At 37.8% G+C, this 24,143-nt stretch carries 25 protein-coding genes and 1 tRNA gene; 14 read left to right on the plus strand and 12 right to left on the minus strand.

Translation table 11 applies throughout. From position 1 onward, the window contains the following. The first annotated feature begins 51 nt into the window (after positions 1-51). The 4 genes from sfsA (at position 52) to EV07_RS01360 (ending at position 4,614) form a co-directional block, all read left to right on the plus strand. Positions 52-801 carry a DNA/RNA nuclease SfsA gene (sfsA, locus tag EV07_RS01345; RefSeq protein ID WP_036916767.1) on the plus strand — a complete coding sequence of 250 codons (750 nt, stop codon included), beginning with the start codon at positions 52-54 and terminating at the stop codon, positions 799-801. Positions 802-1,111: 310 nt separating this feature from the next. After that, positions 1,112-2,605 carry an ammonium transporter gene (locus EV07_RS01350; RefSeq protein ID WP_036916542.1) on the plus strand — a complete coding sequence of 498 codons (1,494 nt, stop codon included), beginning with the start codon at positions 1,112-1,114 and terminating at the stop codon, positions 2,603-2,605. Between the two features lie 96 nt (positions 2,606-2,701). After that, positions 2,702-3,904 carry a 4-hydroxy-3-methylbut-2-enyl diphosphate reductase gene (locus tag EV07_RS01355; RefSeq protein ID WP_036916543.1) on the plus strand — a complete coding sequence of 401 codons (1,203 nt, stop codon included), beginning with the start codon at positions 2,702-2,704 and terminating at the stop codon, positions 3,902-3,904. A gap of 152 nt (positions 3,905-4,056) precedes the next feature. Beyond that, positions 4,057-4,614: a DoxX family protein gene (locus EV07_RS01360; protein WP_036916544.1), complete on the plus strand. Its 558-nt coding sequence runs from the start codon at positions 4,057-4,059 to the stop codon at positions 4,612-4,614. Positions 4,615-4,651: 37 nt separating this feature from the next. On the opposite strand, the gene purH is transcribed toward EV07_RS01360, so the two are convergent. Then, positions 4,652-6,208, minus strand: coding sequence for a bifunctional phosphoribosylaminoimidazolecarboxamide formyltransferase/IMP cyclohydrolase (purH, locus tag EV07_RS01365; protein WP_036916545.1), 1,557 nt, complete (start codon positions 6,206-6,208; stop codon positions 4,652-4,654). Between the two features lie 58 nt (positions 6,209-6,266). Between purH and EV07_RS01370 the strand changes: the two genes are divergently transcribed. Beyond that, positions 6,267-6,899, plus strand: coding sequence for an alpha/beta hydrolase (locus EV07_RS01370; RefSeq protein ID WP_036916546.1), 633 nt, complete (start codon positions 6,267-6,269; stop codon positions 6,897-6,899). Here EV07_RS01370 and EV07_RS01375 read toward each other — a convergent pair. Both EV07_RS01375 and EV07_RS10015 read right to left on the minus strand, forming a co-directional pair. After that, a complete protein-coding gene (locus EV07_RS01375) occupies positions 6,896-7,264 on the minus strand; it encodes a DUF3155 domain-containing protein (protein WP_036916547.1) in 369 nt (122 codons plus the stop codon). The two genes, EV07_RS01370 and EV07_RS01375, sit on opposite strands and share 4 nt — an antisense overlap. 167 nt (positions 7,265-7,431) lie before the next feature. Then, positions 7,432-7,578: a hypothetical protein gene (locus EV07_RS10015; protein ID WP_193742681.1), complete on the minus strand. Its 147-nt coding sequence runs from the start codon at positions 7,576-7,578 to the stop codon at positions 7,432-7,434. A 37-nt stretch (positions 7,579-7,615) separates the two neighbouring features. Here EV07_RS10015 and EV07_RS01385 point away from each other — a divergent pair, with 37 nt between their 5' ends. After that, positions 7,616-8,737, plus strand: a complete 1,122-nt coding sequence (locus EV07_RS01385) for a sensor histidine kinase (protein ID WP_342626375.1) — start codon at positions 7,616-7,618, stop codon at positions 8,735-8,737. Here the strand turns inward: EV07_RS01385 and EV07_RS01390 are convergent. Next, positions 8,718-9,497: an adenosylcobinamide-GDP ribazoletransferase gene (locus tag EV07_RS01390; protein ID WP_342626377.1), complete on the minus strand. Its 780-nt coding sequence runs from the start codon at positions 9,495-9,497 to the stop codon at positions 8,718-8,720. The two genes, EV07_RS01385 and EV07_RS01390, sit on opposite strands and share 20 nt — an antisense overlap. Positions 9,498-9,589: 92 nt before the next feature. On the opposite strand from EV07_RS01390, the gene tgt reads away from it, so the two are divergent. Both tgt and EV07_RS01400 read left to right on the plus strand, forming a co-directional pair. Further along, complete coding sequence (gene tgt, locus EV07_RS01395; protein WP_036916550.1) at positions 9,590-10,708, plus strand: tRNA guanosine(34) transglycosylase Tgt; 1,119 nt, start codon at positions 9,590-9,592, stop codon at positions 10,706-10,708. A gap of 33 nt (positions 10,709-10,741) precedes the next feature. Beyond that, positions 10,742-10,885 carry a photosystem II reaction center protein K gene (locus tag EV07_RS01400; protein WP_036916551.1) on the plus strand — a complete coding sequence of 48 codons (144 nt, stop codon included), beginning with the start codon at positions 10,742-10,744 and terminating at the stop codon, positions 10,883-10,885. A 122-nt stretch (positions 10,886-11,007) separates the two neighbouring features. Here EV07_RS01400 and EV07_RS01405 read toward each other — a convergent pair whose 3' ends face one another. From EV07_RS01405 to EV07_RS01415, 3 genes are all read right to left on the minus strand, one after another. Beyond that, positions 11,008-12,012 carry a Gfo/Idh/MocA family protein gene (locus EV07_RS01405; protein ID WP_036916552.1) on the minus strand — a complete coding sequence of 335 codons (1,005 nt, stop codon included), beginning with the start codon at positions 12,010-12,012 and terminating at the stop codon, positions 11,008-11,010. 34 nt (positions 12,013-12,046) lie between these two features. Beyond that, a complete protein-coding gene (locus tag EV07_RS01410) occupies positions 12,047-13,330 on the minus strand; it encodes a hemolysin family protein (protein ID WP_036916769.1) in 1,284 nt (427 codons plus the stop codon). A 14-nt stretch (positions 13,331-13,344) separates the two neighbouring features. Next, positions 13,345-13,417, minus strand: a tRNA-Ile gene (locus EV07_RS01415). A 115-nt stretch (positions 13,418-13,532) separates the two neighbouring features. Here EV07_RS01415 and pyrE point away from each other — a divergent pair. Continuing rightward, the gene (pyrE, locus tag EV07_RS01420) at positions 13,533-14,117 is read left to right on the plus strand and encodes an orotate phosphoribosyltransferase (RefSeq protein ID WP_036916770.1); all 585 of its coding nucleotides are present in this window, start codon (positions 13,533-13,535) and stop codon (positions 14,115-14,117) included. Then, a complete protein-coding gene (gene ygfZ / locus EV07_RS01425) occupies positions 14,114-14,950 on the plus strand; it encodes a CAF17-like 4Fe-4S cluster assembly/insertion protein YgfZ (protein ID WP_036916553.1) in 837 nt (278 codons plus the stop codon). The genes pyrE and ygfZ overlap by 4 nt, the downstream gene beginning before the upstream one ends. Positions 14,951-14,969: 19 nt before the next feature. On the opposite strand, the gene EV07_RS01430 is transcribed toward ygfZ, so the two are convergent. After that, positions 14,970-16,427, minus strand: coding sequence for a TM0106 family RecB-like putative nuclease (locus tag EV07_RS01430; protein WP_036916554.1), 1,458 nt, complete (start codon positions 16,425-16,427; stop codon positions 14,970-14,972). Between the two features lie 52 nt (positions 16,428-16,479). Between EV07_RS01430 and EV07_RS01435 the strand changes: the two genes are divergently transcribed. Beyond that, positions 16,480-17,940, plus strand: a complete 1,461-nt coding sequence (locus EV07_RS01435) for a phosphoglucomutase/phosphomannomutase family protein (protein WP_036916556.1) — start codon at positions 16,480-16,482, stop codon at positions 17,938-17,940. Beyond that, positions 17,937-18,542 carry an RdgB/HAM1 family non-canonical purine NTP pyrophosphatase gene (rdgB, locus tag EV07_RS01440; protein ID WP_052043793.1) on the plus strand — a complete coding sequence of 202 codons (606 nt, stop codon included), beginning with the start codon at positions 17,937-17,939 and terminating at the stop codon, positions 18,540-18,542. Before EV07_RS01435 ends, rdgB begins: the two co-directional genes overlap by 4 nt. On the opposite strand, the gene EV07_RS01445 is transcribed toward rdgB, so the two are convergent. The 3 genes from EV07_RS01445 to fabI form a co-directional block, all read right to left on the minus strand. After that, positions 18,539-20,014, minus strand: coding sequence for a carotenoid oxygenase family protein (locus EV07_RS01445; RefSeq protein ID WP_036916777.1), 1,476 nt, complete (start codon positions 20,012-20,014; stop codon positions 18,539-18,541). The genes rdgB and EV07_RS01445 overlap by 4 nt on opposite strands. Before the next feature lie 99 nt (positions 20,015-20,113). Then, positions 20,114-20,722: an imidazoleglycerol-phosphate dehydratase HisB gene (gene hisB / locus EV07_RS01450; RefSeq protein ID WP_036916558.1), complete on the minus strand. Its 609-nt coding sequence runs from the start codon at positions 20,720-20,722 to the stop codon at positions 20,114-20,116. Between the two features lie 37 nt (positions 20,723-20,759). Continuing rightward, a complete protein-coding gene (gene fabI / locus EV07_RS01455) occupies positions 20,760-21,542 on the minus strand; it encodes an enoyl-ACP reductase FabI (RefSeq protein WP_036916560.1) in 783 nt (260 codons plus the stop codon). Positions 21,543-21,653: 111 nt separating this feature from the next. On the opposite strand from fabI, the gene EV07_RS01460 reads away from it, so the two are divergent. Continuing rightward, positions 21,654-22,274, plus strand: coding sequence for a thioredoxin family protein (locus EV07_RS01460; protein ID WP_036916561.1), 621 nt, complete (start codon positions 21,654-21,656; stop codon positions 22,272-22,274). 53 nt (positions 22,275-22,327) lie between these two features. Beyond that, positions 22,328-23,524 carry a DegT/DnrJ/EryC1/StrS family aminotransferase gene (locus EV07_RS01465; protein WP_036916563.1) on the plus strand — a complete coding sequence of 399 codons (1,197 nt, stop codon included), beginning with the start codon at positions 22,328-22,330 and terminating at the stop codon, positions 23,522-23,524. A gap of 24 nt (positions 23,525-23,548) precedes the next feature. Here the strand turns inward: EV07_RS01465 and EV07_RS01470 are convergent, their stop codons facing one another. Continuing rightward, positions 23,549-24,109, minus strand: coding sequence for an NUDIX hydrolase (locus tag EV07_RS01470; RefSeq protein ID WP_036916565.1), 561 nt, complete (start codon positions 24,107-24,109; stop codon positions 23,549-23,551). Between the last annotated feature and the right edge of the window lie 34 nt (positions 24,110-24,143).

The raw sequence follows: 24,143 nt of genomic DNA on the forward strand, positions 1-24,143 counted from the left end.
AATATTTCTTATATAGCTTCTTTGAATATATTGAAAAGAGATTTTCTTTTCATGCTTGGCAAGACTATTAAAACTTTTCCCACTCTTGTAGAAGGAGTTTTGCAAAAAAGATATAAACGTTTTTTAGCTGATGTGCAATTAGATACAGGTGAAATCGTTACTGCGCATTGCGCTAATACAGGACCAATGAAAGGAGTTTTGTATCCAGGTGGTCGAGTCAGATTGAGATATGCACCTTCTCCCACTAGAAAGTTGTCTTGGTCTTGGGAACAAGCTCAGGTTCCCAGTGAAAAAGGTTATTGCTGGGTTGGTGTTAACACTTCATTGCCAAATACACTTGTAAGACTTGCTATTGAATCAGGCTTTTTAAATAAACAGTTGGGAGATATCAAGGAAATTAAAAATGAAGTTGTATATGGTATGGAAAGAAAAAGTCGAATTGACCTGCTCTTAATTCCAAATTCCAAAAATTTAGATACACGCAAGATCTTTTTGGAAGTTAAAAATACAACTTGGACTAAAGAAAATAAAGCCCTTTTCCCTGACTCGGTTACAAAAAGAGGGCAAAAACATTTGAAAGAAATGATGAGGGAATTGCCTTCTTCAAGGGCGGTTCTTGTTCCATGTATCAGCAGAAATGATGTAGATATATTTGCTCCTGGTGATTCTGCAGATCCATCGTATGGGGATCTTTTTAGACTTGCCTTGTCTAAGGGCGTAGAGGTTTTTCCATGTGCCTTTAACTTCTATCAAGACCATATAACTTGGGAAGGAGTTAAGCCTTTTGTAACAAACGAGTAATTCTTTATGAATTTTTTCAGATGATTTTTGTTCGAATAACGAATGCAAGCAATCCGATAGAAATCAGTGCAAGCAAAGTTCCCAGTATGATCATTGGATTTGATCTTTGAGACTGTCTTGGCTGATCAGGCTTTTTTGTCTTACTAATTTTCTTTAAGCTATTTTTATTCATTGATTTTTATTAGAACGGCAATCAATTTTCCATTATGTATTAACGATTACCAGAGGGTGAATCTAAATTGCCCATATTTATATGCGTAATAGCTGTTTTCTTGAAAATCAGCTCATCTTGCAGAATTTTAATTTTTTTATGACAACTGCTTTGCAATCGCCATCAGGGCGTCGCATTGCTCGTCTACAGGAAGCAAGTCTTCTTGATGGACCAATGCTTCTCCTTAATAGCATTCGCGGCTTTAGATCAAATCAGACTCTGACTTGGTTGGCTACTGTCCCTTTGGCTCTTATGGGCTTAGGTGTTTTTGGCTTCGCTGCTCGTGCTGAAGTAGGTCTTTCTGATCTGACAGGAGCTCAAGCTGCGACTTTCTTGGCAGATAACCTTTGGCTATTTATTGCCACCATACTCGTCATATTTATGAATGCTGGCTTCGCAATGGTTGAAGCTGGGATGTGTCGTTCTAAGAATGCTGTAAACATTCTTGCTAAAAATCTTTTTGTATTTGCGCTTGCTGTAACTGCTTATTGGTTTATTGGCTATTCATTAATGTATGGAGATTCAATAGCTGGCGGATGGCTTTATTTTAAGGGATTATTCTTTGATCCCGATCCTTCAGGAGCGCTTGCATGTGCAGCTGAAGGAGGAACTGGTTGTCTTGTTCCAGCTGTTGACTTTCTTTTTCAAGCTGCATTTGCAGGTACAGCAGCAACTATTGTTTCTGGACTTGTTGCTGAAAGAGTTAAGTTCGGCGAATTTGTAGTTTTTTCATTGATATTAACTGCGTTCATCTATCCAATTTCAGGAAGCTGGCAGTGGAATGGAGGTTGGCTTAGTGAATTAGGTTTCATTGATTTCGCAGGCTCTTCAATTGTTCATTCAGTAGGAGGATGGGCTGGTCTTGTAGGAGCAATGCTTTTAGGACCAAGAATTGGAAAGTTTGTAGATGGTAAAGCTCAAGCAATGCCAGGTCATAACATGGCGCTTGCAACACTAGGTGCTCTAATCCTTTGGATAGGTTGGTATGGCTTCAATCCTGGATCAGAGTTAGCTATGGATCAGTATGTTGCTTATGTTGCTGTAACAACAACTCTGGCAGCTGCTGGAGGCGCTATTGCAGCCACAGTCATTTCTACCTTGACTTCTGGTAAGCCTGATTTGACTATGATCATTAATGGAATTCTTGCAGGTCTTGTAAGTATTACAGCTGGTTGTGGAAACATGACTCTTTCAGGATCTTGGCTTGCAGGATTTGTAGGTGGGGTAATAGTTGTATTTGCAGTTTCAGCATTGGATTCATTAGGTATTGATGACCCTGTAGGCGCTTTCTCAGTTCACGGTGTATGTGGAATTTGGGGAACAGTTGTAATTGGTTTATGGGGAGTTGATGGAATGGATCCAGGAGCAGCAGGAATTGGCTTGCTCAATGGAGGAGGTTTCTCAATCTTGCTTGTTCAGGTAATTGGAGCAGCTGCTTATGCAATTTGGACAATAGTCACTTGTTTTGTTGCCTGGTCAATTATTGGCCAATTATTTGGTGGCATTCGTGTGAGCGAAGAAGAAGAGACTTTAGGTCTTGATATTGGTGAGCATGGAATGGAGGCATATCCAGACTTTGCTTCTTCTAATTAGATCGTTTTCTTACAAAAACCTGGCTTTATGCCAGGTTTTTTTGTGCTTTTTTCTTCTTCCTAATAGAGTCGTATGAATAATGCAGCAAAATAGTTAATGGATACCCAGGCTTTTAAGCGATCGCTGCACCATTCTGATCGTTATAACCGAAGAGGCTTTGAGTCTCCAGCAAAAAGGGCTCAGGCTTTAGAAAAAGCTTATCAAAGTAATTTGATTGGCTCAATTCGTGATAATGGATATTTATTGGAACATGGACGATTAACAGTCAAACTTGCTGAAGCATTTGGTTTTTGTTGGGGAGTTGAGCGTGCTGTTGCAATGGCCTATGAAACACGACGGCATTATCCATATGAAAGTATTTGGATAACTAATGAAATTATTCATAATCCTTCTGTGAATGACCATCTAAGAAATATGAATGTTCGTTTTATCTCTGCTGAGAAAGGTGTGAAGGACTTTTCTTCAGTAAAGGAAGGAGATGTTGTTATTTTGCCTGCTTTTGGAGCAACAGTTCAGGAGATGAAACTTCTTCATGAGCGTGGTTGTCATATCATTGACACAACATGTCCATGGGTTTCAAAAGTTTGGCACACAGTAGAGAAACATAAAAAGCATGAATTCACATCTATTATCCACGGAAAGGTTAAGCATGAAGAGACCTTGGCAACTAGTTCTTTTGCAGGAACATACCTTGTCGTTTTGGATCTTGAAGAAGCGCAATATGTTTCTGAATACATTTTAGGTAATGGGAATCGAGATGATTTTTTAAGAAAGTTTTCCAAGGCTTCTTCTAAAGACTTTGATCCAGATAGAGATCTTCATCGATTGGGGGTTGCTAATCAGACAACCATGCTTAAGAGTGAAACGGAAGAAATCGGAAGACTTTTTGAAAAAACTATGTTGAGTAAATATGGACCTGCAGAATTGAATGAGCATTTTCTAGCTTTCAACACTATTTGCGATGCTACAGAAGAAAGACAAGATGCAATGTTCTCCTTAGTTGATGAAAAGCTTGATTTATTAGTGGTTATCGGTGGTTTTAACTCTTCTAATACCACTCATCTTCAGGAAATTTCACTTTCTAAGGGGATACGCTCGTTTCACATAGATACGCCTGAAAGAATTGGAGAAGAGGATAATACAATTACTCATAAGCCCTTAGGAGATGATTTGAAAGTGGAATCTAATTTCTTGCCAGCTGGAAACATTAATGTTGGAATCACTTCAGGAGCTTCTACTCCAGACAGAATTGTTGAGCATGTGATTCAAAAACTTATCAATCTCAGTGAGAAAGAATAATTTTATAAGACTTATTGCTTTTTGATATGCAATCAGACAATTTATAGAGTTGTGATTTATTTGATTTAACTTTCTTATCTCATCTCATCAAAACAAATTTCTAACGCAATACCTGATCAACAACTAATATGTAGGTCTAATGCATAAAGATGATGATTGACTCAGGTAGTAATTCTCAATCAGCGGGTTCTTCTTCATCTAACCAGCCTCAGAAGGTTGAAGTTGTTGTTGCAAGTCCTACCGAAGGGGACGTAAATATTTTAGGAGAGCTAGCAATATTTCTTCTTAGAGTGGTCTTCAGTTTATTTATGATTCATCATGGCCTTGAGAAATTACAAGACCCTCAGGGCTTCGCGGAATTTGTAGTGGGTAAATATTTTGCTTTTCTTCCTGGCGATCCCATTATATGGACTTTTGCAGCAGGAGTAACTCAGATTTTGTGTCCAATAGGCCTAGCCTTGGGTGTCTTGTCAAGACTTTGTGCACTAGGCCTGCTGAATACAATGCTGTTTGCGGTTTATTTTCACCTTGTTGATACAGGTTTAGAAGGATTTCCCTTTGCTGTAGTAGAAGCCCATAATTATGCTTTTGAGTTGTCTGCAATTTATGCTGGGATATCATTGTACTTTTTGTTTGCCGGACCAGGCAGATTGGCTATTTTTAAAAAGAAGAATAAAGTAACTTATTATCCTAAAGGAAATAAAAACTAGTTTTGAATTAATAACTTTTTCAGGGAAATTTCAATTTCTAATGTAAGAAATGTCTTTGACCAGTAAATATCATTGAGATGTTTAATTCATTACAAGCTTTTATAGATGAATCATCTCTAATGCTTCCTCCAGGTTGAATAATAGCAGCAATACCATGTGTAGCTGCTATTCGAACTGTGTCATCAAAAGGGAAAAAGCCATCACTGGCCAATACTGCTTGATTTGCTTTGTCTCCAGCTGCTGCTAGAGCTATCTTTGCAGCACCAACTCTGTTCATTTGTCCAGCACCTATACCAATAGTTTGACCTGAACAAGCAATAGCTATTGCATTGGATCTGACATGTCTTACTACTTTCCAAGCAAATTCTAAATCTTCCTTTTGCATAGAGTTTGGTTGTGTGTTTGTTACGACCTTCCAGTCGTTACTATTTATTGAAATATCGTCACTTTCTTGAATGATTAGGCCCCCAAGAATGCTTCGAATACTTACTCTTTGAGCTTGATTTATAAAGCTTTTATTGAGTTGAATAACTCTTAGGTTTTTTTTCTTTGAAAGGACTGATTTTGCTTCATCGTCGAAGTCTGGAGCGACCACACATTCTAGGAAAAGATTTTGTATTTGATTTGCTGCTTCTAAGTTTACGGAACTATTAAGTGCAATTATTCCACCAAAGGCACTGATTGGGTCTGCGTCAAGACTTTTTTTTAATGCTATAGATATAGAATCACCTATCGCAACACCGCATGGGTTGGTATGTTTAATAACTACAGAAGCATTTTTAAATGAGGGATTATTAATAGCTTGCCCATATTCAAACTCTCTTATTGTTGAGATAGCAGCTTCTAAATCTAAAAGATTATTTGTACTAAGTTCTTTGCCTTGTAATTGTTTTGCGCCTCCCCATCCCAGATTGCTTGAGCTATACCATGATGCTTTTTGATGAGGGTTCTCTCCATATCTTAAGGTTTGTTTGAGAGGGATTGCTTCGAGCCATTCTGATGCTTCCTTTGAAGATTGTTTTCTCATCCATCTACTAATAGCAATGTCATAACTTGCTGTATGTTCATAAGCTTCTAGGGCAAGTTCTTTTCGCATATCTAAGGAGACTTCTCCTTCGCTCAATACTTTTAGGAAGGGCTCATATTGGTTTGGACTAGTAAGGACTATTACAGAATCATGATTTTTTGCAGCCGCCCTAACCATTGTTGGCCCACCAATATCAATGTTTTCAATGGCTTCTTCCCAGGACACAGAAGGATTGGCAATGGTTTCTTTAAATGGGTATAGATTCACAATGACTAAATCAATATTATTGATCCCATGCTTTAGAAGATCACTTTGATGAGATTCATCATTTCTTTTTGCGAGTATTCCCCCATGAACTTTTGGGTGAAGCGTTTTAACTCTTCCTCCTAGGATCTCTTGAGCACCTGTGTAATCGGATATTCGAACAACAGGAATAAACTCTTTCTCAAGTGCCTTGGCAGTCCCGCCACTGGAAATAATTGTGAAGCCATGATCATTGCTTAGCTTTTTAGCTAATGGAATTAATCCTTGCTTGTTTGAAACGCTTAATAATGCAATTGGTGGCATAAGAAAAAAATAAAGGCATCTCAAGAGTTAACTTACGCATCATGATGCAATTTGATTGATGGAAGAGGAACTCTTTTGTTTTCCTTCTAAAACAGCTAGCCATCGATTGGTCTTGCTGCATGGATGGGGAGCTGATGCTGAAGATTTACTTCCTTTAGGTCAAAGTTTGGTTGAATCTCTTCAAACAAGTATTGAATTAATTGCTCTTCGTGCTCCAGACCCACACCCTGAAGGTGTTGGAAGACAATGGTATGGTCTTTTCCCTCCAGATTGGAATGAAGCCGGAAAAGCTATTAGCGAACTTTATATTCGACTTAAAAAGCTAGATTCAACTCAAATCAGTTTAAGAAAAACTATTTTAATGGGATTTTCTCAAGGAGGGGCTATGGCTATTGCAACAGGTGCAAAACTTCCTTTGGCTGGATTAATTGCTTGTAGTGCATATCCTCATCCTGATTTTATGCCGCCTTCAAACTTACCTCCAGTTTTAATAACACATGGAATTCAAGATCCTGTTGTGCCTATCAATGCATCAAAAAATCTTTTTGAATTATTAGAGAGAAAAAACAGTAAAATTGAACTTGAAATTTTTGATGGAGTTCATGAAATCCCACAAGAAATAAATCTCAGGATTCAGCTTTTTATAGAAAAATGCTTTGAGAATTCTATAGAGAAAGAAATACTTGCCTAAACAAAAGCATATTCATACTCTTCAATTTCTTCCCAATCATCTGCAGTAAGTTCTAAGCCTTCAAACATATTATGTTCTCCTACTGCTTCAACAATTGTTCTTAAAGAAGGAAAAAGAAAATGGTTTTCTTCGGCATATTGAGCACTAAATAATCCTTTTTCACCCCAAAAGAATCTATCTGTAGTGTGCTCGTTCCTACGGACATTAACCACTGCAGGTGCATTGATAGTGGTTTCTGCTATGTAGCGTCTAGCGGCTGTTACTGGTTTGTATTCCCCAGTTTCCAGATGAAAAGTTGGAACATGAGCCATAACTCTTTGCCCAGCCAATCGTCTGCGACTAATCCTCTTGCGCTTTTTTGACATGAGAAAACCTTTGAGGAAGTAAGAAAATGAATTAAGATTGAACAGCTAAAAACCAATTAAAAATTCGCCAGCTAAATTAAAAATTTGGCAAATTTAATTGGCGGATTTTTTAATAAAAGCTTTTTCAAAACTCAGTTGAAAAAAACTCAAATCAAATTAGCCAGACTTTACTCAGGGGACCCATCAACCTCTGATATAGCCTTGTTAGCAAGTGTTTGTGTGACTGTTGTGATAAGACCTTCTAAGTATGCTTTTACAAAGCAACTAAAATGGCCCTTAGATATCTTAATACTTTTTTCTGATTTTTCAAGCACTTTCTTTTGGCGCTGTGTATTTTAAGATTGAAAAATAATGATGAAATTTTCAGATAGGTTTCTCAGTCTTGTTGATGAGCAGTTGAGTGGTTTCGAATCAGACGCGGAGCTTGAGACTGTTGTAGCTTATGTTGCTCAAGCCAATCAGCAAGATGCACCTACTTTGGAAGTTGTTGGACAAAGGCCAAAACAGATCCAAAAAAAATTAGCTCCGATTGAAAATGATCCAGATTTGCGAGTTCCTTCATCTAATAGGCGGTGGTATCCCTTACAGGAAGGATCGGATTTATTAGGTGTGCTTCGGGCTGAAAGATTTCCTACAGATAGACAATGGCCTGATTCTCTGGATCAAAGATTGCAGATAAGTGCTTCTATCCTGGGAAATTATTTGAGCTTGGAGCTTGATCGCGAAAAACTTCTAAATGAATTAAGTGAGCAAAAAGATCAAATTGGTGTTTTGGTTCATCAATTGAGAAACCCTCTGGCTGCTTTGAGGACTTATGCTCAACTCCTTTTGCGTAAATTGGGCCCCGATAGCAAACAGCGAAGTCTAGTAGAGGGATTGCTCAGTGAGCAGCAACAGGTAGATAAGTATTTATTAGCATTGGATGAAATCTCCCGGCCTAAGCTGGCCCCTCAGCCTGCTGCTCCAGCAAGATTACTTTTACCACCTTTAATCCAGACTGAAGAGCCTTTAGATCTTATGCAATTATTAGATCCATTGATTGACCGTGCTAAAGCGACTGCGAAGTTGCAAGGCAGGAAATGGCAGGGACCAGAGAAATTACCTTCCTGGATCCAAAAAACACGACCTGCTTCTGAAGGTGTGATTGCTGAAATAGTTGCCAATCTTTTAGAAAATGCATTTAGGTATGCTTCGAAATCGTCGGAAATTGGCATTTGTATTAATGAACAAGGAATTTCTGTTTGGGATGCTGGAATCCCTATACCTATAGATGAAAGAGAGGAAATATTTAATACTGGTTTTAGAAGTCAAAAAAGCAAAGGTTTCAAAGGTTCAGGCTTAGGCTTAAGTTTGGGTAGGAAGCTTGCGCGGCAATTTGGTGGAGATTTAACCTTAAGTGTTTCCCCTTCTGAATTTGATGATGCTCTCCCTAAAGAAGGTAATGCATTTTTAATTAGTTTGCCGGCAAAATGATTGCAAGCATCAATAGGGTCAAAGTTTCGACCAGGACGACGCAAGCTCCATATGAATCTCCAGAGTGACCACCAAGTTTATTAGCTAAGAACCTTGGTATTGCAATGGCAGGTGCTAGACCTGTAAAAGTTCCTATTATTAGATGTAATTTAAACGAGTTAATTATATTTAGATTATGTATTGCAGATAACATAATCAAAATACAAACTATTGAAGGAATTGATTCCTTTAAAGTACCTTTCCACTTGTTTTTATGGAATTTAGAAGAGACACTTTTTTGAATTGAAGGGTAATTTCCAATAGCTATTATTTGAGAATATCTTCCCCAGAAATATGCTAGTGGAATTGCAACTATACAAAGTGATTTTAGTTTAATTAGAGCAGCTATTTGTAGGAAGATATTAATAGATAATGCAATGATCGCACTTGCACCAACTCTACTATCTTTCATTGCTTCATAACATCTTTGCTGGCCTGCGGAAATCCCATCGGCTGTATCCATTAAGCCATCTAAATGAATCCCACCTGTAACCCATAGCCCAAAAGCTATTGAGATGAAGGGGAGTGACAGATCAGGCCACTTTGAAAAACTGAGACTTGCTATTAATAATGCTTGTAAAACTCCTATTCCCAAGCCTATGCAAGGGGCGAAACGAGCAATCCTTTGAAACCGTGGTTTTATTACTGGCCATTGAGGCAACACAGTATAAAAGGTCCAGGCCCCAGAAAGTTCTTTTAACCAATTAGGTGAATTCAGAATTAAAACCTTTGATGATTAGCTAATTAACAACGTAGGTTGGATGAAGGCTTAGTGCTCTAATTGCTTTTAAGTTTTCTTTTATAGAGCTATATATGTTTGATTTTCAGATCAAATCTCAATGCCCTAAAACCTTGGCGAGAGTAGGCACTTTCTCTACTCCCCATGGTGTAGTAGATACCCCTCGATTTATGCCTGTGGGGACTCTGGCTACAGTTAAAGGAGTATCAATTAATCAATTAAAAGAAGTTAATGCTCAAATGATACTTGCGAATACATATCACCTTCATATTCAACCTGGTGAGTCAGTTATTAAAGAGGCAGGCGGTTTACATGACTTTATGAGTTGGGAAGGACCAATACTTACTGATTCGGGTGGGTATCAAGTATTTAGTTTGGGCAGGCTTAACAAAATAGATGATGAGGGTGTTGCATTTAAAAATCCGCGTGATGGAAGAGATATTGAATTATCTCCTGAAAAAGCAATGCAAATCCAAATGGACCTTGGTGCAGATATAGCAATGGCTTTTGATCAGTGCCCGCCATACCCAGCATCTGAAGCTGATGTAGAGGCTGCTTGTAAACGAACAAACCTTTGGTTAGAGAGGTCCGTTCGAGCTCATACCAAAAAAGATCAGGCGCTTTTTGGAATTGTTCAAGGGGGCTGTTTTCTTCATTTGAGAGAACAAAGTGTTAAAGATATTGAAAGCTTTGGCTTGCCTGGAATAGCAATTGGAGGGGTAAGTGTTGGGGAACCTGCTTCAGAAATTCATAAGATTGTTCGTTACTTAGGACCACTTTTACCTAAAGAAGTTCCAAGATATTTAATGGGAATTGGAACAATTAGGGAAATGGCAATTGCGGTTGCAAATGGTATTGATCTTTTTGATTGCGTTCTTCCCACTAGATTAGGTCGGCATGGAACTGCTTTGGTACGAGATGAGCGTTGGAATTTGCGAAATGCTCGTTTTAGGAATGATTACCATCCTTTAGATGAAACATGTCTGTGTGAAGCTTGCACTGGCTATAGCAGAGCATACATTCACCATTTGATTCGTAATGATGAATTGCTTGGTCTAACACTCTTGAGCTTGCACAATCTCAGTCATTTAATGCGTTTTTCACGTGCTATGACCCTTGCGATTAAAGATGGATGTTTTTCAGAAGATTTCGCTCCGTGGCAGAAAGACTCTATTGCGCATCACACGTGGTAACGTCATTTGCAAACGTCAAAGGATTCTTTAGGGATGGCACCGCTTACCCTCGATTTGCTTGCTCAGTTGCCTGAGGCTTATCAAATTTATGCACCAACGGTAGATGTGCTTCCGTTGATTCCACTTCTTTTCTTTTTGCTTGTCTTCGTTTGGCAGGCTGCTGTTGGGTTTCGCTAAAGTTTTTTAGTTCATTCTCATTAGCTTGATATTAGAAATCTCCCTAATTGGTTTGTAACCTGTTAGGGAGATTTTCTAGTTACGATTAATGATTTTTGTTATTCAGGTACGAGCGAGTAGTTTTATATTGGCTCATCAATAGAGATACTTTGAGCAGGACTCTCCAAAGCTTTCTCAATTAAATCAGCAAGTAGTAAGGCTCGGGATGCTTGTAATCCATCTACAGCAGGTACTTCTAAGCCTCTAACGCATTGAAGAAAATGCTCGAGTTCAGCATAAAGTGGTTCTATAGATGTTGTGCTGACTTCTTCTACAAAGCCATCTGTGCGATAAAGCAATTCTCCATGATCAGCTGAATACCATTCATGAGCTTTTCGGTGTATATGAAGCGTATGATTTAAAAAATCTGTTTCTACTAAACTTTTCTTGCAGTGAGCACTGAGGGTTCTAATTTTTCTGTGACTCATTTTGCTTGCAGTAAGACTTGCTATTACACCATTGCTAAATCCGAGAGTTGCATTCACGTAGTCAATAGGATCATTTAAGCTGCAGCCTCCTACAGCAGCAAGCTTTACAACAGGAGCATTTGCTAATTCAAGAACTAGATCCAGATCATGGATCATAAGATCTAAGACTACCGAAACATCATTTGCTCGTTCAGGATGGGGACTATGTCGCCTTGCTTCTAAAACAAGGACTTCCTCATCAGTAACTACTTTAGTAAGCTCTTTAAATGCTGGATTGAATCTTTCTATATGACCTACTTGAAGCAACCTACTTGCATTATTTGATGCTTCTATGAGATCAGAGGCTTCTTTTTGACTTGCAGCTATTGGCTTTTCTATTAAGACATGCTTGCCTGCTTTTAAACAGTTGATTCCAACTTTATGATGGAACAAAGTTGGCACAGCAATGCAAACTGCTTCAACATTGGGAAGAAGATCTTCGTAATTTGCATGCCAATGGCAGTTGAATTGATCTTGTGCTAGATGACCGCGTTCTGAATCAAGATCTGCTACCCCAACTAATTCTGCATCTTTTAATAGACTCAAAACTCTTGCATGGTGCCACCCCATGTTCCCTATACCTATTACACCAACCTTCACCGGAACCATGGCGAGGGTCATTTTGAATTCATTGCATTTTAAATGAGAATATCCTCTATACCCCTTCTTTTGAAACTTTTTGCTTGAACATTACTTCTACTGTTTCAATTCTAGGACCTTTCATTGAAGAAATTTTAAAGGAAATATTATTAATTATAAGACGATCTCCCTTAGAAGGTACTTTTTGGAATTGTTCTAAAAGCAATCCTGCCAGAGTATGGTAATCATTCGCTTCAGGTAATGAAATATCTAATTGCCGATTTATTTCAATGATTTCAAGATCACCTGCAGATAGCCAAATATCAGGATTGCTCCCAATTTGCTTTAAAAAAGGATCTTTCTTTAACTCAATTTCATCACCAACTATTTCGCCAGTAAGATCAGCAGAGGTAATAAGGCCTTCCGTACCCCCATGCTCATCAACTACTAATAAAAATGGATTTCCTTTTTTTATTAAAGGAAGTATTTTCTCCAGGGTGCATGTTTCTAGAACTTTAGGGACAGGTTGGATGTATTTTTTTAAAGGTGTATCTAATTTCATAGTTCCTTTTGATATTGGATCTGCTAGTTGACGAAGATCTAATACACCAATTACATCATCGAGTGATTTATCAGTCACTAGGAAGCGAGCATGCCTGCTGAGGTGTACTTCTTTCATTAGTTGAGAGAATTCAACATTAATTGGCAAAGTAACCATCCCTGACCTTGGAACCATTATTTCTCTAACTTGCGTGTCTCGTAAGGAGAAAACACCTTCTAAAATATTTTTTTCATCTGGATGTAAACCAGTTACTCTTCCTCTCTCGATTAAAGTCTCTAATTCTCCTGCTGACAATGCTGATACTAATGAGTCCCATCTAGAATTTAGCCCGAGTATTTTCAGTAGAGAAGATGAGATTTTTTCTAATAAATAAATAAATGGCCAAAAGCTGTTCATGATTACTTCGAATATTGGCGCAATTCTTAGAGCTGTTGACTCAGTTCTATTAAGCACAAATGCCTTAGGTATTAGGCCTCCCAGGAGAGATGCAAGTAATGCAAAGATAAATAAAAGGCCTAAATTCCAAATATTGTCTGTTTTGAGTTGATTGGGCGAAGTATGCTTGGAAAAACTATCTATTAGCCACCCAAGAGTTATCAGAGAAAGTGTTACTCCTAGTTGAGTAACCATTAGAACTCTTCGAAGTCTTCTTTGTAATCTCAGAATTGAATTAGCTCCTGGGGCTTTTTCTTCAACCAGGACTTCTACACGACTGGGTCGTAATCTGAGCACAGCTAGCTCTATTCCAGCAAAAAAGGCTGGCAACGCAATTAATATGCCTATTAGAAGAAATTGCATCAATGAACTTGGTATGGGGGTGGCGAGGATCGAACTCGCCTAAGGCGAATTATGAGTTCGCTGCATTCACCAGATTGCTACACCCCCTTCAGGAATGGATCCTTGAAATGGCCTTTGGTGAATTTGAAGACCTTTAAGAGCAATAATAATTAGAAGATAAGTGGATTACCTAAGTCAATGTTCCAAAGATTTAACTTTCCTCATGAATTTACCTTCTGAATCTAGTGAAGCTTCTCGAGAAAAGCTCCTAACTCTTTTAGCTACGAAAGCCTATAGGTATGGTGATTTCAAATTAGCCTCTGGTCAAAAGAGCCATCATTACGTTAATTGCAAGTCAGTAAGTCTGAGTGGAATCGGATTGTCTTTATTGAGCAGAATGCTTCTTGAAAGGATTGAATCAGATTCTGTAGCGGTGGCAGGTGTAACTCTTGGCGGTGACCCATTGGTAAGTTCAGTAGCCATGGCTGCAGCCCAACTCAGAAGGCCTTTGGATGCCTTAATCGTCCGAAAAGAGCCAAAAGGTTATGGGACGGATGCTTGGCTAGAAGGACCGCTGCCTCAAAAGGGTTCATTGATAACTGTTTTGGAAGATGTTGTTACTACAGGAGGTTCTGCTTTAAAGGCCGTAGAGCAACTTAAGCAAGCAGGGTATTTTGTGAACAATATTATTTGCATTGTTGATAGACAGGAAGGGGGAGCAGAAAAAATTGAAAAAGCTGGCTTGAATTTGAAAAGTCTTTTCTTGCTCGGTGAGATTTCTGAAAGATTTAATGAGATGGCCTCATGATTTTTACAAGAGATTATTTATGGGATTCTTCATTTCCATTATTTAGATTAGAAGGCTTAGATAGTCGAAAGTTCCTTCACGGACAAACTACTTCGGATATCCTAGGAATCAAAGAAGGAAGTCTTATAAGAACGTGTTGGCTTTCTCCAACTGGAAGGTTAAATGCACTATTAGAAGTCAAACTTATCAATGAAAATTTATATTTTATTGTACTTGGAGGTAATGCTCATGAGTTGATTAATGGACTTGGTAGGGTTATATTTCCTTCAGATAAAGTAGAAATTATAGCTTGTGAAAATATAAGAAGAATTCAAATTATTAATAATGAAGAGTCATGGAAAGCAAGTACAACTGAATGGATATTAGGCGATAAAAGTTTTCCTAAAACCTTTAACGACTATTTGAAAGCTGATACTCTAAAAGTTAGAGAATGGATGCTCAGACAAGGTTTTTTAAATGGTTCTAATGAGGTAAATGGAGTCAATAATCCCTTTGAGTTAGGCCTTTCAGATTTAGTCAACTTGGATAAGGGTTGTTACTTAGGGCAGGAGACACTGTCTAAATTAAAGAATATTGGGAAGCTTAAACATCAGCTAAGATTTTTCAAGTCTACAAGAGAATTTTCTTTAAATGACACTTTGGATGTCTCTTCTGAAGATGGAAATACTATTGAAAAAGCTGGCTTTATTACTTCAGTTTTAAATCAAGCACCATCTTTGACAATAGGCCTTGCTTTAATAAAAAGAAAATATTTGTCTTTAAAGTGTCTTAATTTAATTAATGATTTAGGAACTGTTCATATAGATAAACCAATTGGATTTGTTGATTTGTAGAAATACTTTTAAGTTCACCCTAGTTATTATTGATAATCCACTCAGCTATTTTCCAGGTTGCAATGCAGTCATCATGATTGTATCTTAATATAGATTTTAACTTCTTTGCTGCTTCCCCCCCGGCTTTTAGTTTTTGCGATTGCCTCCACCAAAGTAATGCTTGTGCTCCATTTGCATCTTTTTGATTCCAATTAAAATTTAACCATTTAGCTACAACTTTTAAGCTATAACTGTGAACTGGTAGCAACCAACCTTCCTTTAGTCTTGAATGAATATCGATAAAATTACTTATAATCTTTTTTACTTCCTCTACATTTTCGCCTTGATTTTTACCTAGTTGTGAAATCGATAGAAGTTCGGTTTCACCATAATGAAGTATTGGAAAATCTGAAAATGAATTTAATTTATTTTTGATTTTCTTCCAAGCAAGTGATTCACTTTTTTTGTTCAAATTAAGGATGGGTTGATATTCGCTATCTTTTACAGACCACTCTCCATTCTCTTTTCTTTTTATAAATATGAAGCCATGAAGGAATTCATGCCTAGCGTCAGGATCAGATTCAATATCATAAATTAGCACTCCTTTTGCAGATATTAGCTCTGGTAAAACCATATTTGGGGTTAATTTTTCTGGCGATAGATCCCTTTGGACTTTGGCTTGTCTGATTAGTTGAGATGCAATATTTTCATGATTTGTTCCATAAGCACTTAACTTGCTTCTAAGATAGTCTTCGCTAGTTGATGCAAGTTCATTAAGGTTTTGAATACCTATTTCTTGAAGGATATTCTTTCTCTTTGCTCCAATTCCATTCACTTCACTTAAGTCACCTTCTTGGGCTGCCTTTTGATCACAATAATTTTTCCATGAGCAGAGAGTGCATTTCTTTCTATCCGAAGTTAGTCCAGGCTGATCTTCTTTAGATAAGTCTTTCTGAAATTTCTTCAATGCTTCGAATAATTCAGCTTTGATCTTTTTTGTAAAAGCTATTTTTTGTACTTCTAGTCCATTTTTACCGGTTGAAATCACAAGGCCATATTGCACTTGAACTTTTTGAAATTGTTCTAATAAATAACCCCAGAGCGCTAAAGAAAGGCGGTTTTCTCTTGTAAGCCTTTGGCCTTGTTTTATTGCTACTGGTACATATAAGAAATCTCCCCAATTGCTTTTGCCTTTTATTTTTTTAAGTAAAGGGGGATGAGCTTCGATATCTAAACCTAAAGGAGTAATACCTTTAAGTCGCATTCCAATGACCTCTGCTGCACCTTCTTGCAATGCGGATAGTCCTCTTCTAGGCTTTTCACTAAGAAACTCAGATAGGCTTTTATGTTGATGATCGAGTTGTAGTGCTCTGTGGGCTGACCAAATTCTTTCCTTACTGTTTTGATTAAGATCTAACCAAGCTTTTCTTTTACAGCGAATCCAACTGCAAAAGACCCTATCAGTTATTGTTTTACTTCCTAATATGGGAAATGTCATAAGCTCACATTAATTTGCTTTGTTGGCAAACTTGCTTAATTGATTTTTCTGCATGCTTAAACAAACCATGAAATTGCGAGCAGCACCAATTCAATTTGGCACTGATGGATGGAGAGGTGTTTTAGGTGTTGATATCACTATTGAAAGACTTTTGTGTGTAGCCTTGGCTGCCACTCAGGAAATGGTTGCCAGACGAGGTGATAATAATTCAGCTAATAAGGTCGTCATTGGTTATGACCGAAGGTTCTTAGCTCCTGAATTTGCAGAGGCAATAGCATCAGCCGTAAGAGCATGTGATGTAGAGCCGCTTTTAGCAGATACTTCGGTGACTACCCCTTCATGTAGTTGGGCAGTCGTCCAAAACAATGCTTTAGGGGCACTAGTTATAACAGCTAGTCATAATCCGCCGGAGTGGTTGGGCTTAAAAATAAAGGGTCCTATGGGGGGATCGGTTAAAGAAGACTTTACAAAATCTGTTGAAAAGAGACTTTTAATAGGAGGGGTAACAGTTCCTGTTGAAGGGGGGACGAAGAGGTTCCCTTGTCGAAAAAATCATTTAATTGGATTAAAAAGAAAAATTGATATCACTTACCTTATAGATGGAATTAAGAATATGGGATTAAAGGTCATAGTTGATTCAATGCATGGTTCAGCAGCAGGTTGTATGAAAGAAATTTTTGGAACAGGTTCATCTGATTTTCTACACGAAATACGTACCAAAAGAGATCCATTATTTGGTGGAAATTCACCTGAGCCATTGGAGAGAAATTTGTCAGAGCTTATTTCGACGATTAAGACTCTGTCGATTGAAGGCCATTCTTCGATAGGTTTGGTTTTCGACGGGGATGGTGATCGTATATCAGCTATTGATGAAACAGGCCGATTTTGCAGCACGCAATTATTGATCCCACTTTTAATTGAACATATGGCAGGAGCCAGGGGAATGCCTGGTTGTGTTGTTAAAACGGTTAGCGGTTCTGATTGTATTAGTTCAATGGCTAAAATATTTGGTAGGGAAGTTATTGAAAGACCAGTGGGGTTTAAATATATTGCTGAAGAAATGCTTGGTAGAAAAGTTTTACTTGGCGGTGAAGAGTCAGGAGGTATAGGTTTTGGCGATCATTTGCCAGAAAGAGATGCCTTATATGTAGCCTTGTTATTGCTTGAGGCGATTGTTTATGGAAATAAGCCTTTAGGAGTTCGTTTAAGTGAGTTAGAGAATCGTGTTGGAATTAGTTTTTATGATCGGATAGATCTTTTACTTGCAGATAACGATTCAAGAAAAAGATTCGAAGAGCTATTGCAGCGAGAACCTCCTACTTTTGTTAGGAACAAAAAAGTAGAAGAAATAACAGTCTTAGATGGATGCAAATTACGATTTGGAGAACGAAATTGGTTGATGTTTCGCTTTTCAGGTACTGAACCTTTATTGAGAATTTATTGTGAAGCTCCCACCAAGGAGGAGGTTGTAGTAACTCTGAATTGGGCTAAGGAATTTGCCTCTAATTCATGAATCAATTTATTAATAAGGATCTTTCCCATTCTCTTGTAATAGCGAGTACTAATAAAGGAAAGATTCAAGAATTTGAAAAGCTTTTTGTAAGTTATCCGTTAATCATTATAGGGCAACCTAATGAATTGGAGATTGAAGAAACAGGGAAAAGCTTTGCAGAGAATGCATCTTTAAAAGCTTTGGCGGCTTCCAAAGCGACTGGGAAACTAGCACTAGCAGATGATTCGGGGTTATGCGTTGAATGCTTGGACGGAGCCCCGGGTGTTTATTCTTCCAGATATGCAAATAGTGATCAGGAGCGCATTCTTAAGTTGTTGCGAGAGTTAAATGGTTCTGAAAATCGTAGAGCTTTTTTTTCTGCTGCTCTATGCATTGCTTCGCCAGAAGGAAAGATCTTATTAGAAGTTGATGGTCGTTGTGATGGACTCATTGTAAAAGAACCTAGGGGAGATAAAGGTTTTGGATATGATCCAATTTTTGAGGTTCTTGGAACAGGATTAACATTTGCAGAAATGACTTCCTTGGAGAAAACATATTTCAGTCATCGTGGAATTGCCTTTAAAGCATTGCTCCCAGGGATTAAAAAAATTTTTAAATTTTAAGAATTGACCCAACTTCCATGTAAACCATGAGGAATTTTTATAGGTAAATCTAACGTTGCCTGATGACTGAGGTCATTAGCTTTTAAAATAACCAATTGAGTTGATTGAAGCTGCCCATTCCATATCAAAACTAATACCCATCCATCGTCTTCATTTTGAGATTTATTATTAGGTATCATAAGAGGCTCGCTAACAAAACCTCTTGGTGCAGCACTCCAATAATCTGATTCCAGATTGATTAGATTTAATTTTTTGATTGCTTGTAATGGTCCGTTCCCATTATCTTTTTGCGCAGTAGCCATCCAGCTATATTTAGCGGCTTGGCCTAATCGTTTGGGATTCACCATGGCAAATTCACAGCATTGATTGCTTAATGTTTCTTCCTGAACCTGTTGGGTTTTTAAATTAATGCGACACCTTTTCAAAATCCCCTCAGGAAGTTCTTCAAAGTTGATTTTTTTAAAATCTTTATTTGGAGCAATTGTAGGAAAATCTCTATAAAAAATACTTTCTATAATTACTTCTTCAGCTTTTTCCCATGCATTTACATGATGAAAAACAAACCCAGCAGGAGCATCAAATGTTTTAGGTGCCTGCTTAGAAAAGCTACCGGAGTTCCTTGGAATTAACCAGAATTTTCCTGTCTCTTTTGGGTTGGATTGTAAACATTGTGCGGCTCCTTTTTGCCCAAGAATGAAAGGCAAAGGATTGAATCTTATAGAGTTCTGCAAAAATATTGCCCAATTTGGAGTAATTGCAAAATCATGGAGGAATGCGAATCCATTGAAGGTGTCTTTTCTATCACTTATTAGTTGACCGGCTAGTTTCCCTTGGGTATCAAATTCCATTAAGCGGATAGTGCTTTTTGGGCCTGTTTTGACTCCAAAAGTAACCATTCTTGGGTTTTCATAATGACCAGGATCAAAGCGAGGATGAGCGCTAAATGCTTCGTTCTCTGAAAGAACACCATTTAGATTAGATAGACCATAGGTCTCTAAGGTGTCAGGGTTTAATGCATGGGGGCTTGCAGCCTCCCAAAGGGCGAGAAGTTCTTCACCCAGTTTGACTACATGAGTATTGGCAATATTTTTCAAACGAATATCAAATGCATTTGTTATTAATGCACCCGATTTCTTGGTGCCAAATACTCCTCGATAAAGAAATTTCCCTGCTTTTTCTTCTTCTTCCCAAGCTTTTGTTTTTATAAAACGATTGCATAGAGTAACTGCGCCATTGTTGAAACGCATTGAGGAAATCATTCCATCACCATCGAATGGATGATGAACCCAATGTCCATTTCTTTCTAATCGACCTGGTCCATTTCTATAAAAAGTTCCATTTAGATCCTGCGGTACTTGACCATCAATTACTTTTAATTGGATATTCCTACATTCCTTTTCAACATTGCAATAAGCGCTAGACCAATCTCGTTGATTAAACCCTGTGTAATTTTGAGCCTTTTTAGTATCCACTTTATTTTGCATTACTCAATTGATCTTAGGTTGGCTAATACTCGCGTAATTATTAGGAAAACGCGAGTGATCTATTCGTTTGCCTATTGTTTACTCTATCTATCCTGCTTGTTCCAAAACTCCTTTACTGCTGGGGATGTCTCCTTCTCTTCTTGGATCTAATTCAATAGCCATTCTTAATGCTTTTGAAAATGCTTTGAAGCAAGCTTCCACGATATGGTGAGAATTTGTTCCATTTAATTGTCTTATATGAAGAGTTAAACCGCTGTTGTTTGCTACAGCAACAAAGAACTCTTTAACTAATTCTGTGTCATAGGTGCCAATTTTTTGAGTAGGTATATCTAATTCATAATTAATATGAGGTCGACCTGAACAATCCAGTACAACTTGAACTAAGGCTTCATCTAATGGAGCAATAAAATTACCAAATCTATAAATTCCACGTCTATTACCTAATGCTTTGGAAATAGCTTGTCCAAGAGCAATCCCTACATCTTCATTAGTGTGATGATCATCAATATGTGTATCTCCTTTTGCTATTACTTCTAGGTCTATTAAACCGTGGCTAGAGAGTTGATGAAGCATATGATCTAGGAAGGCAATCCCCGAAGAAATTTTGTTTTTTCCAGAGCCATCAAGATTCACCTGAACATTTACGTCAGTTTCATTGGTGATTCGATGAATGCTACCTTGCCGATGAAGATTCATATATTTAGTTGATCTATAAGATATGGTGACATCAAAATTACATTCCGTTAATGCAATATCCAGCATCTACGTAAATCGTTTGACCTGATATACCACTTGAGAGATCACTTAGAAGGAATGCGGCAGTATTTCCGACTTCTTTTTGAGTCACTGTTCGTCGCAATGGTGCTTTTTCTTCAACATTGTGGATCATGTCAAGTATCCCACCAATTGCAGAACTGGCCAAGGTCCTAATAGGACCAGCACTTATTGCATTTACTCGAATTTGTTTTTCAGGACCTAACTCTGCGGAAAGATAACGCACAGATGCCTCTAGAGCTGCTTTCGCAACTCCCATAACGTTGTAATTGGGGATTGCTCTTTCTGCACCTAAATAGGTCAAAGTTACAACGCCTGCATTTTCACTGAAGAGAGGTTTTGCATACCTACAAAGTGGCGCAATTGAATATGCACTTATGTTTAATGCCCTCTCAAAACCTTCTGAAGTGGTAGCACTATAATCTCCAATTAGCTCTTCTTTACCAGCAAAAGCAAGGCAATGCACCAATCCATCTAATTTGCCCCATTTGGTTTTAATTTCATTGAAAACTTCTTCAATTTGGTTATTGTTTTGAACGTTAAGAGGTAAAAATAGGCTTGGCTTGAGTGGAGCAGTTAATTCTCGTACTTTACTTTCAAATCTTCCCTTATCGTCTGGTAGATATGTGATTCCTAATTCTGCTCCACCCGCATGAAGTTGTTGGGCTATACCCCAGGCTATAGAGCGATTATTGGCAATTCCTGTTACAAGGATTCTTTTGCCACTGAGATCTAGAAGCATCTTTTCGAGGATGATTGAAAAGGGTTTGTTAATTCTCTCTTACTGAGGGTGCATTGAGGAATATAAATAAGAAACTATTTTTATTACACATAGCAAGAAGCCTTTGGAATTATGACTAAAACTTCATCAACCATGCTCCCTTTAGGGTCTGTTTTGCCAGATTTTGATTTGCCTTTAGTAAAGGTAGATGATCCGAAAGATAATTCTATTGATGACTCTTCTGACCGAATGAATATACATATGCTGAACAGTAAACCTGTCTTGGTAATGGTGCTTTGTGCACACTGCCCTTTTGTAAAACATGTTGAACACCAAATTACTCAGTTGAATGATGATTTTGGAGATACTATTCAATTGGTTGGAATAGCAAGTAATTGCTTAGAAACACATCCCCAAGATGGACCTGAATATTTAGCTAAACAAATAACTGAAAATCGATGGACTTTCCCTTATTTACTTGATTTAGAACAAGCTTTTGCAAAATCTTTAAAGGCTGCTTGTACTCCAGACTTCTTCCTTTTTGCTACTTCTTTGAATGGGGAACATAGATTGATTTATCGTGGTCAGCTTGATAGCAGCAGGCCGGGTAACAATATCCCTTCGACTGGGTCTGATATAAGGAGTGCACTAGACGCTATCTTGAATTCTCGAAAGGTTTCGATTGTTCAGAAGCCTTCAATAGGATGCAATATTAAGTGGAAGCCTGGGTTGGAACCACCTTGGTTTCAATGAATAGCAACTCAAGATTATTCAAAGAAAGTACTTGAGGCCTTAAGGTGAAGTTTATGCAGATACCACCTTTTACTCTTGAAAAACAACTGTCCAAAATCGGACAGGATCTTGATTCAGCTGTGTTGAGGGTTTTAAATAGTGGTAATTACATTGGTGGTTTAGAAGTAACTGCTTTTGAGAAATCATTTTCAAAAGCCATTGGTGTTAGTTATTCAATAGGCTGTAATAGTGGGACAGATGCACTGATACTTGCGTTAAGAGCACTTGATATAGGACCTGGTGATGAAGTAATCACAGCCTCTTTTGGCTTTTTTGCATCAGCTGAGGCAATTAGTAATGTAGGAGCAAAGCCAGTTTTTGTTGATGTTGATCCAGAAAACTATTTGCTAGATATAAATCTAATTAAGGGGGCCATCACTTCTTCAACAAAAGCTATTTTGCCAGTCCATCTGTTTGGTTGCCCTGTAGATATGACTCAAATACTTTCTTTGGCTAAAGAATATGGATTAAAAGTCATTGAAGATTGTGCACAAGCTGCTGGATCTCAATGGGAAGGGCATCCAGTAGGAAGTATTGGAGATATTGGTTGCTTTAGTTTTTTCCCCACGAAGAATCTCGGTGCGGCTGGTGATGCTGGAGCGGTTACTACAAATGACCCAGAACTTGCTCAAAGGATTAAAGAACTTGCTGTTCATGGAATGCCTAGAAGATATTTTCATACAGAACTTGGCTATAACAGTCGACTGGATGCTATTCAGGCGGCAATATTAAATGTCAAATTACCAATGCTTTCAGAATGGATCAAAAAGCGAAAAGAAATTGCATCTATTTATAAAGAGTTGCTAAAAGACTTGCCTGGGTTAGGATTGCCTCATGACTTTATAAATAATAGTCAGATTCATTCCTGGAATCAGTTTGTAGTAAGAGTTCAACCTTTTAGCAATGATCGAAAAAAAACTTTGGAATATCAATTTGATGAGAATATAGAAAAAAATTACCCAGCTTTGCCAGATAGTTTTGCTCGTAATTGGTTGAAAGCAAACCTCTTTGAAAAAGGAATTAATACAATTATATACTATCCAATACCTATACATTTACAGCCTGCCTATAACAATTTTGGCTATGAAAAATCCATACTGAAAAATACGGAGATGCTTTGCAGCGAAGTTCTTAGCCTGCCAATTTACCCTGAATTAGAACTTAATGAGCAAGAGTATATTGCGAATGTAATTAGAGAATTATTGTCATAAATAATAGTTATTTAATAATACTCTTTAAAGATTTAAGAATTGACATGCTCTATGCCAAGCTGTAATGCTCTTTCCGTCAAGCGGCTCCTCCCCGCTTGCAATGCAATTCTCAAGTTCTTCCTTAGTCATTTCTAAAACCTCAATATCTTCATCTAGATCTCCTTTTGGCTTATTAATTAAGGCTTTGATTGTTCGAGCTAGAAACATATGAATTACTTCGTCTGAGTAGCCTGGACAAGGAATCATTAACCCTAAAGAATCCCATTGAGAAGCTTTATATCCAGACTCTTCTTGTAATTCTCTCTTGATTGATGCAAGGGGTTCTTCATTTGTTTCAAGAGTTCCTGCAGGAAATTCAAGAATTCTTCTAGATACTGCAAATCTATATTGCCTCAAAACAATTATTTTTCCATCCTCTTTAATTGGGACTGCTAAGGCTGCTCCTGGATGCCGAATCATCCCAAAGGTTCCTTGAATACCAATAGGAAGCTCGACTTTCTTAATTTCAAAATTAAGTTTTTTTGAGTTTACTGAGTGTATGGTTTTTATAATTTTTGATGGTTCTGTTGGTGCTAAGGGTGCCATAACTTAATAGTTCCTAAAAGGCTCTAGATATTTT

The sequence above is a fragment of the Prochlorococcus sp. MIT 0603 genome (genome assembly GCF_000760215.1).
GTDB lineage: Bacteria > Cyanobacteriota > Cyanobacteriia > PCC-6307 > Cyanobiaceae > Prochlorococcus_E.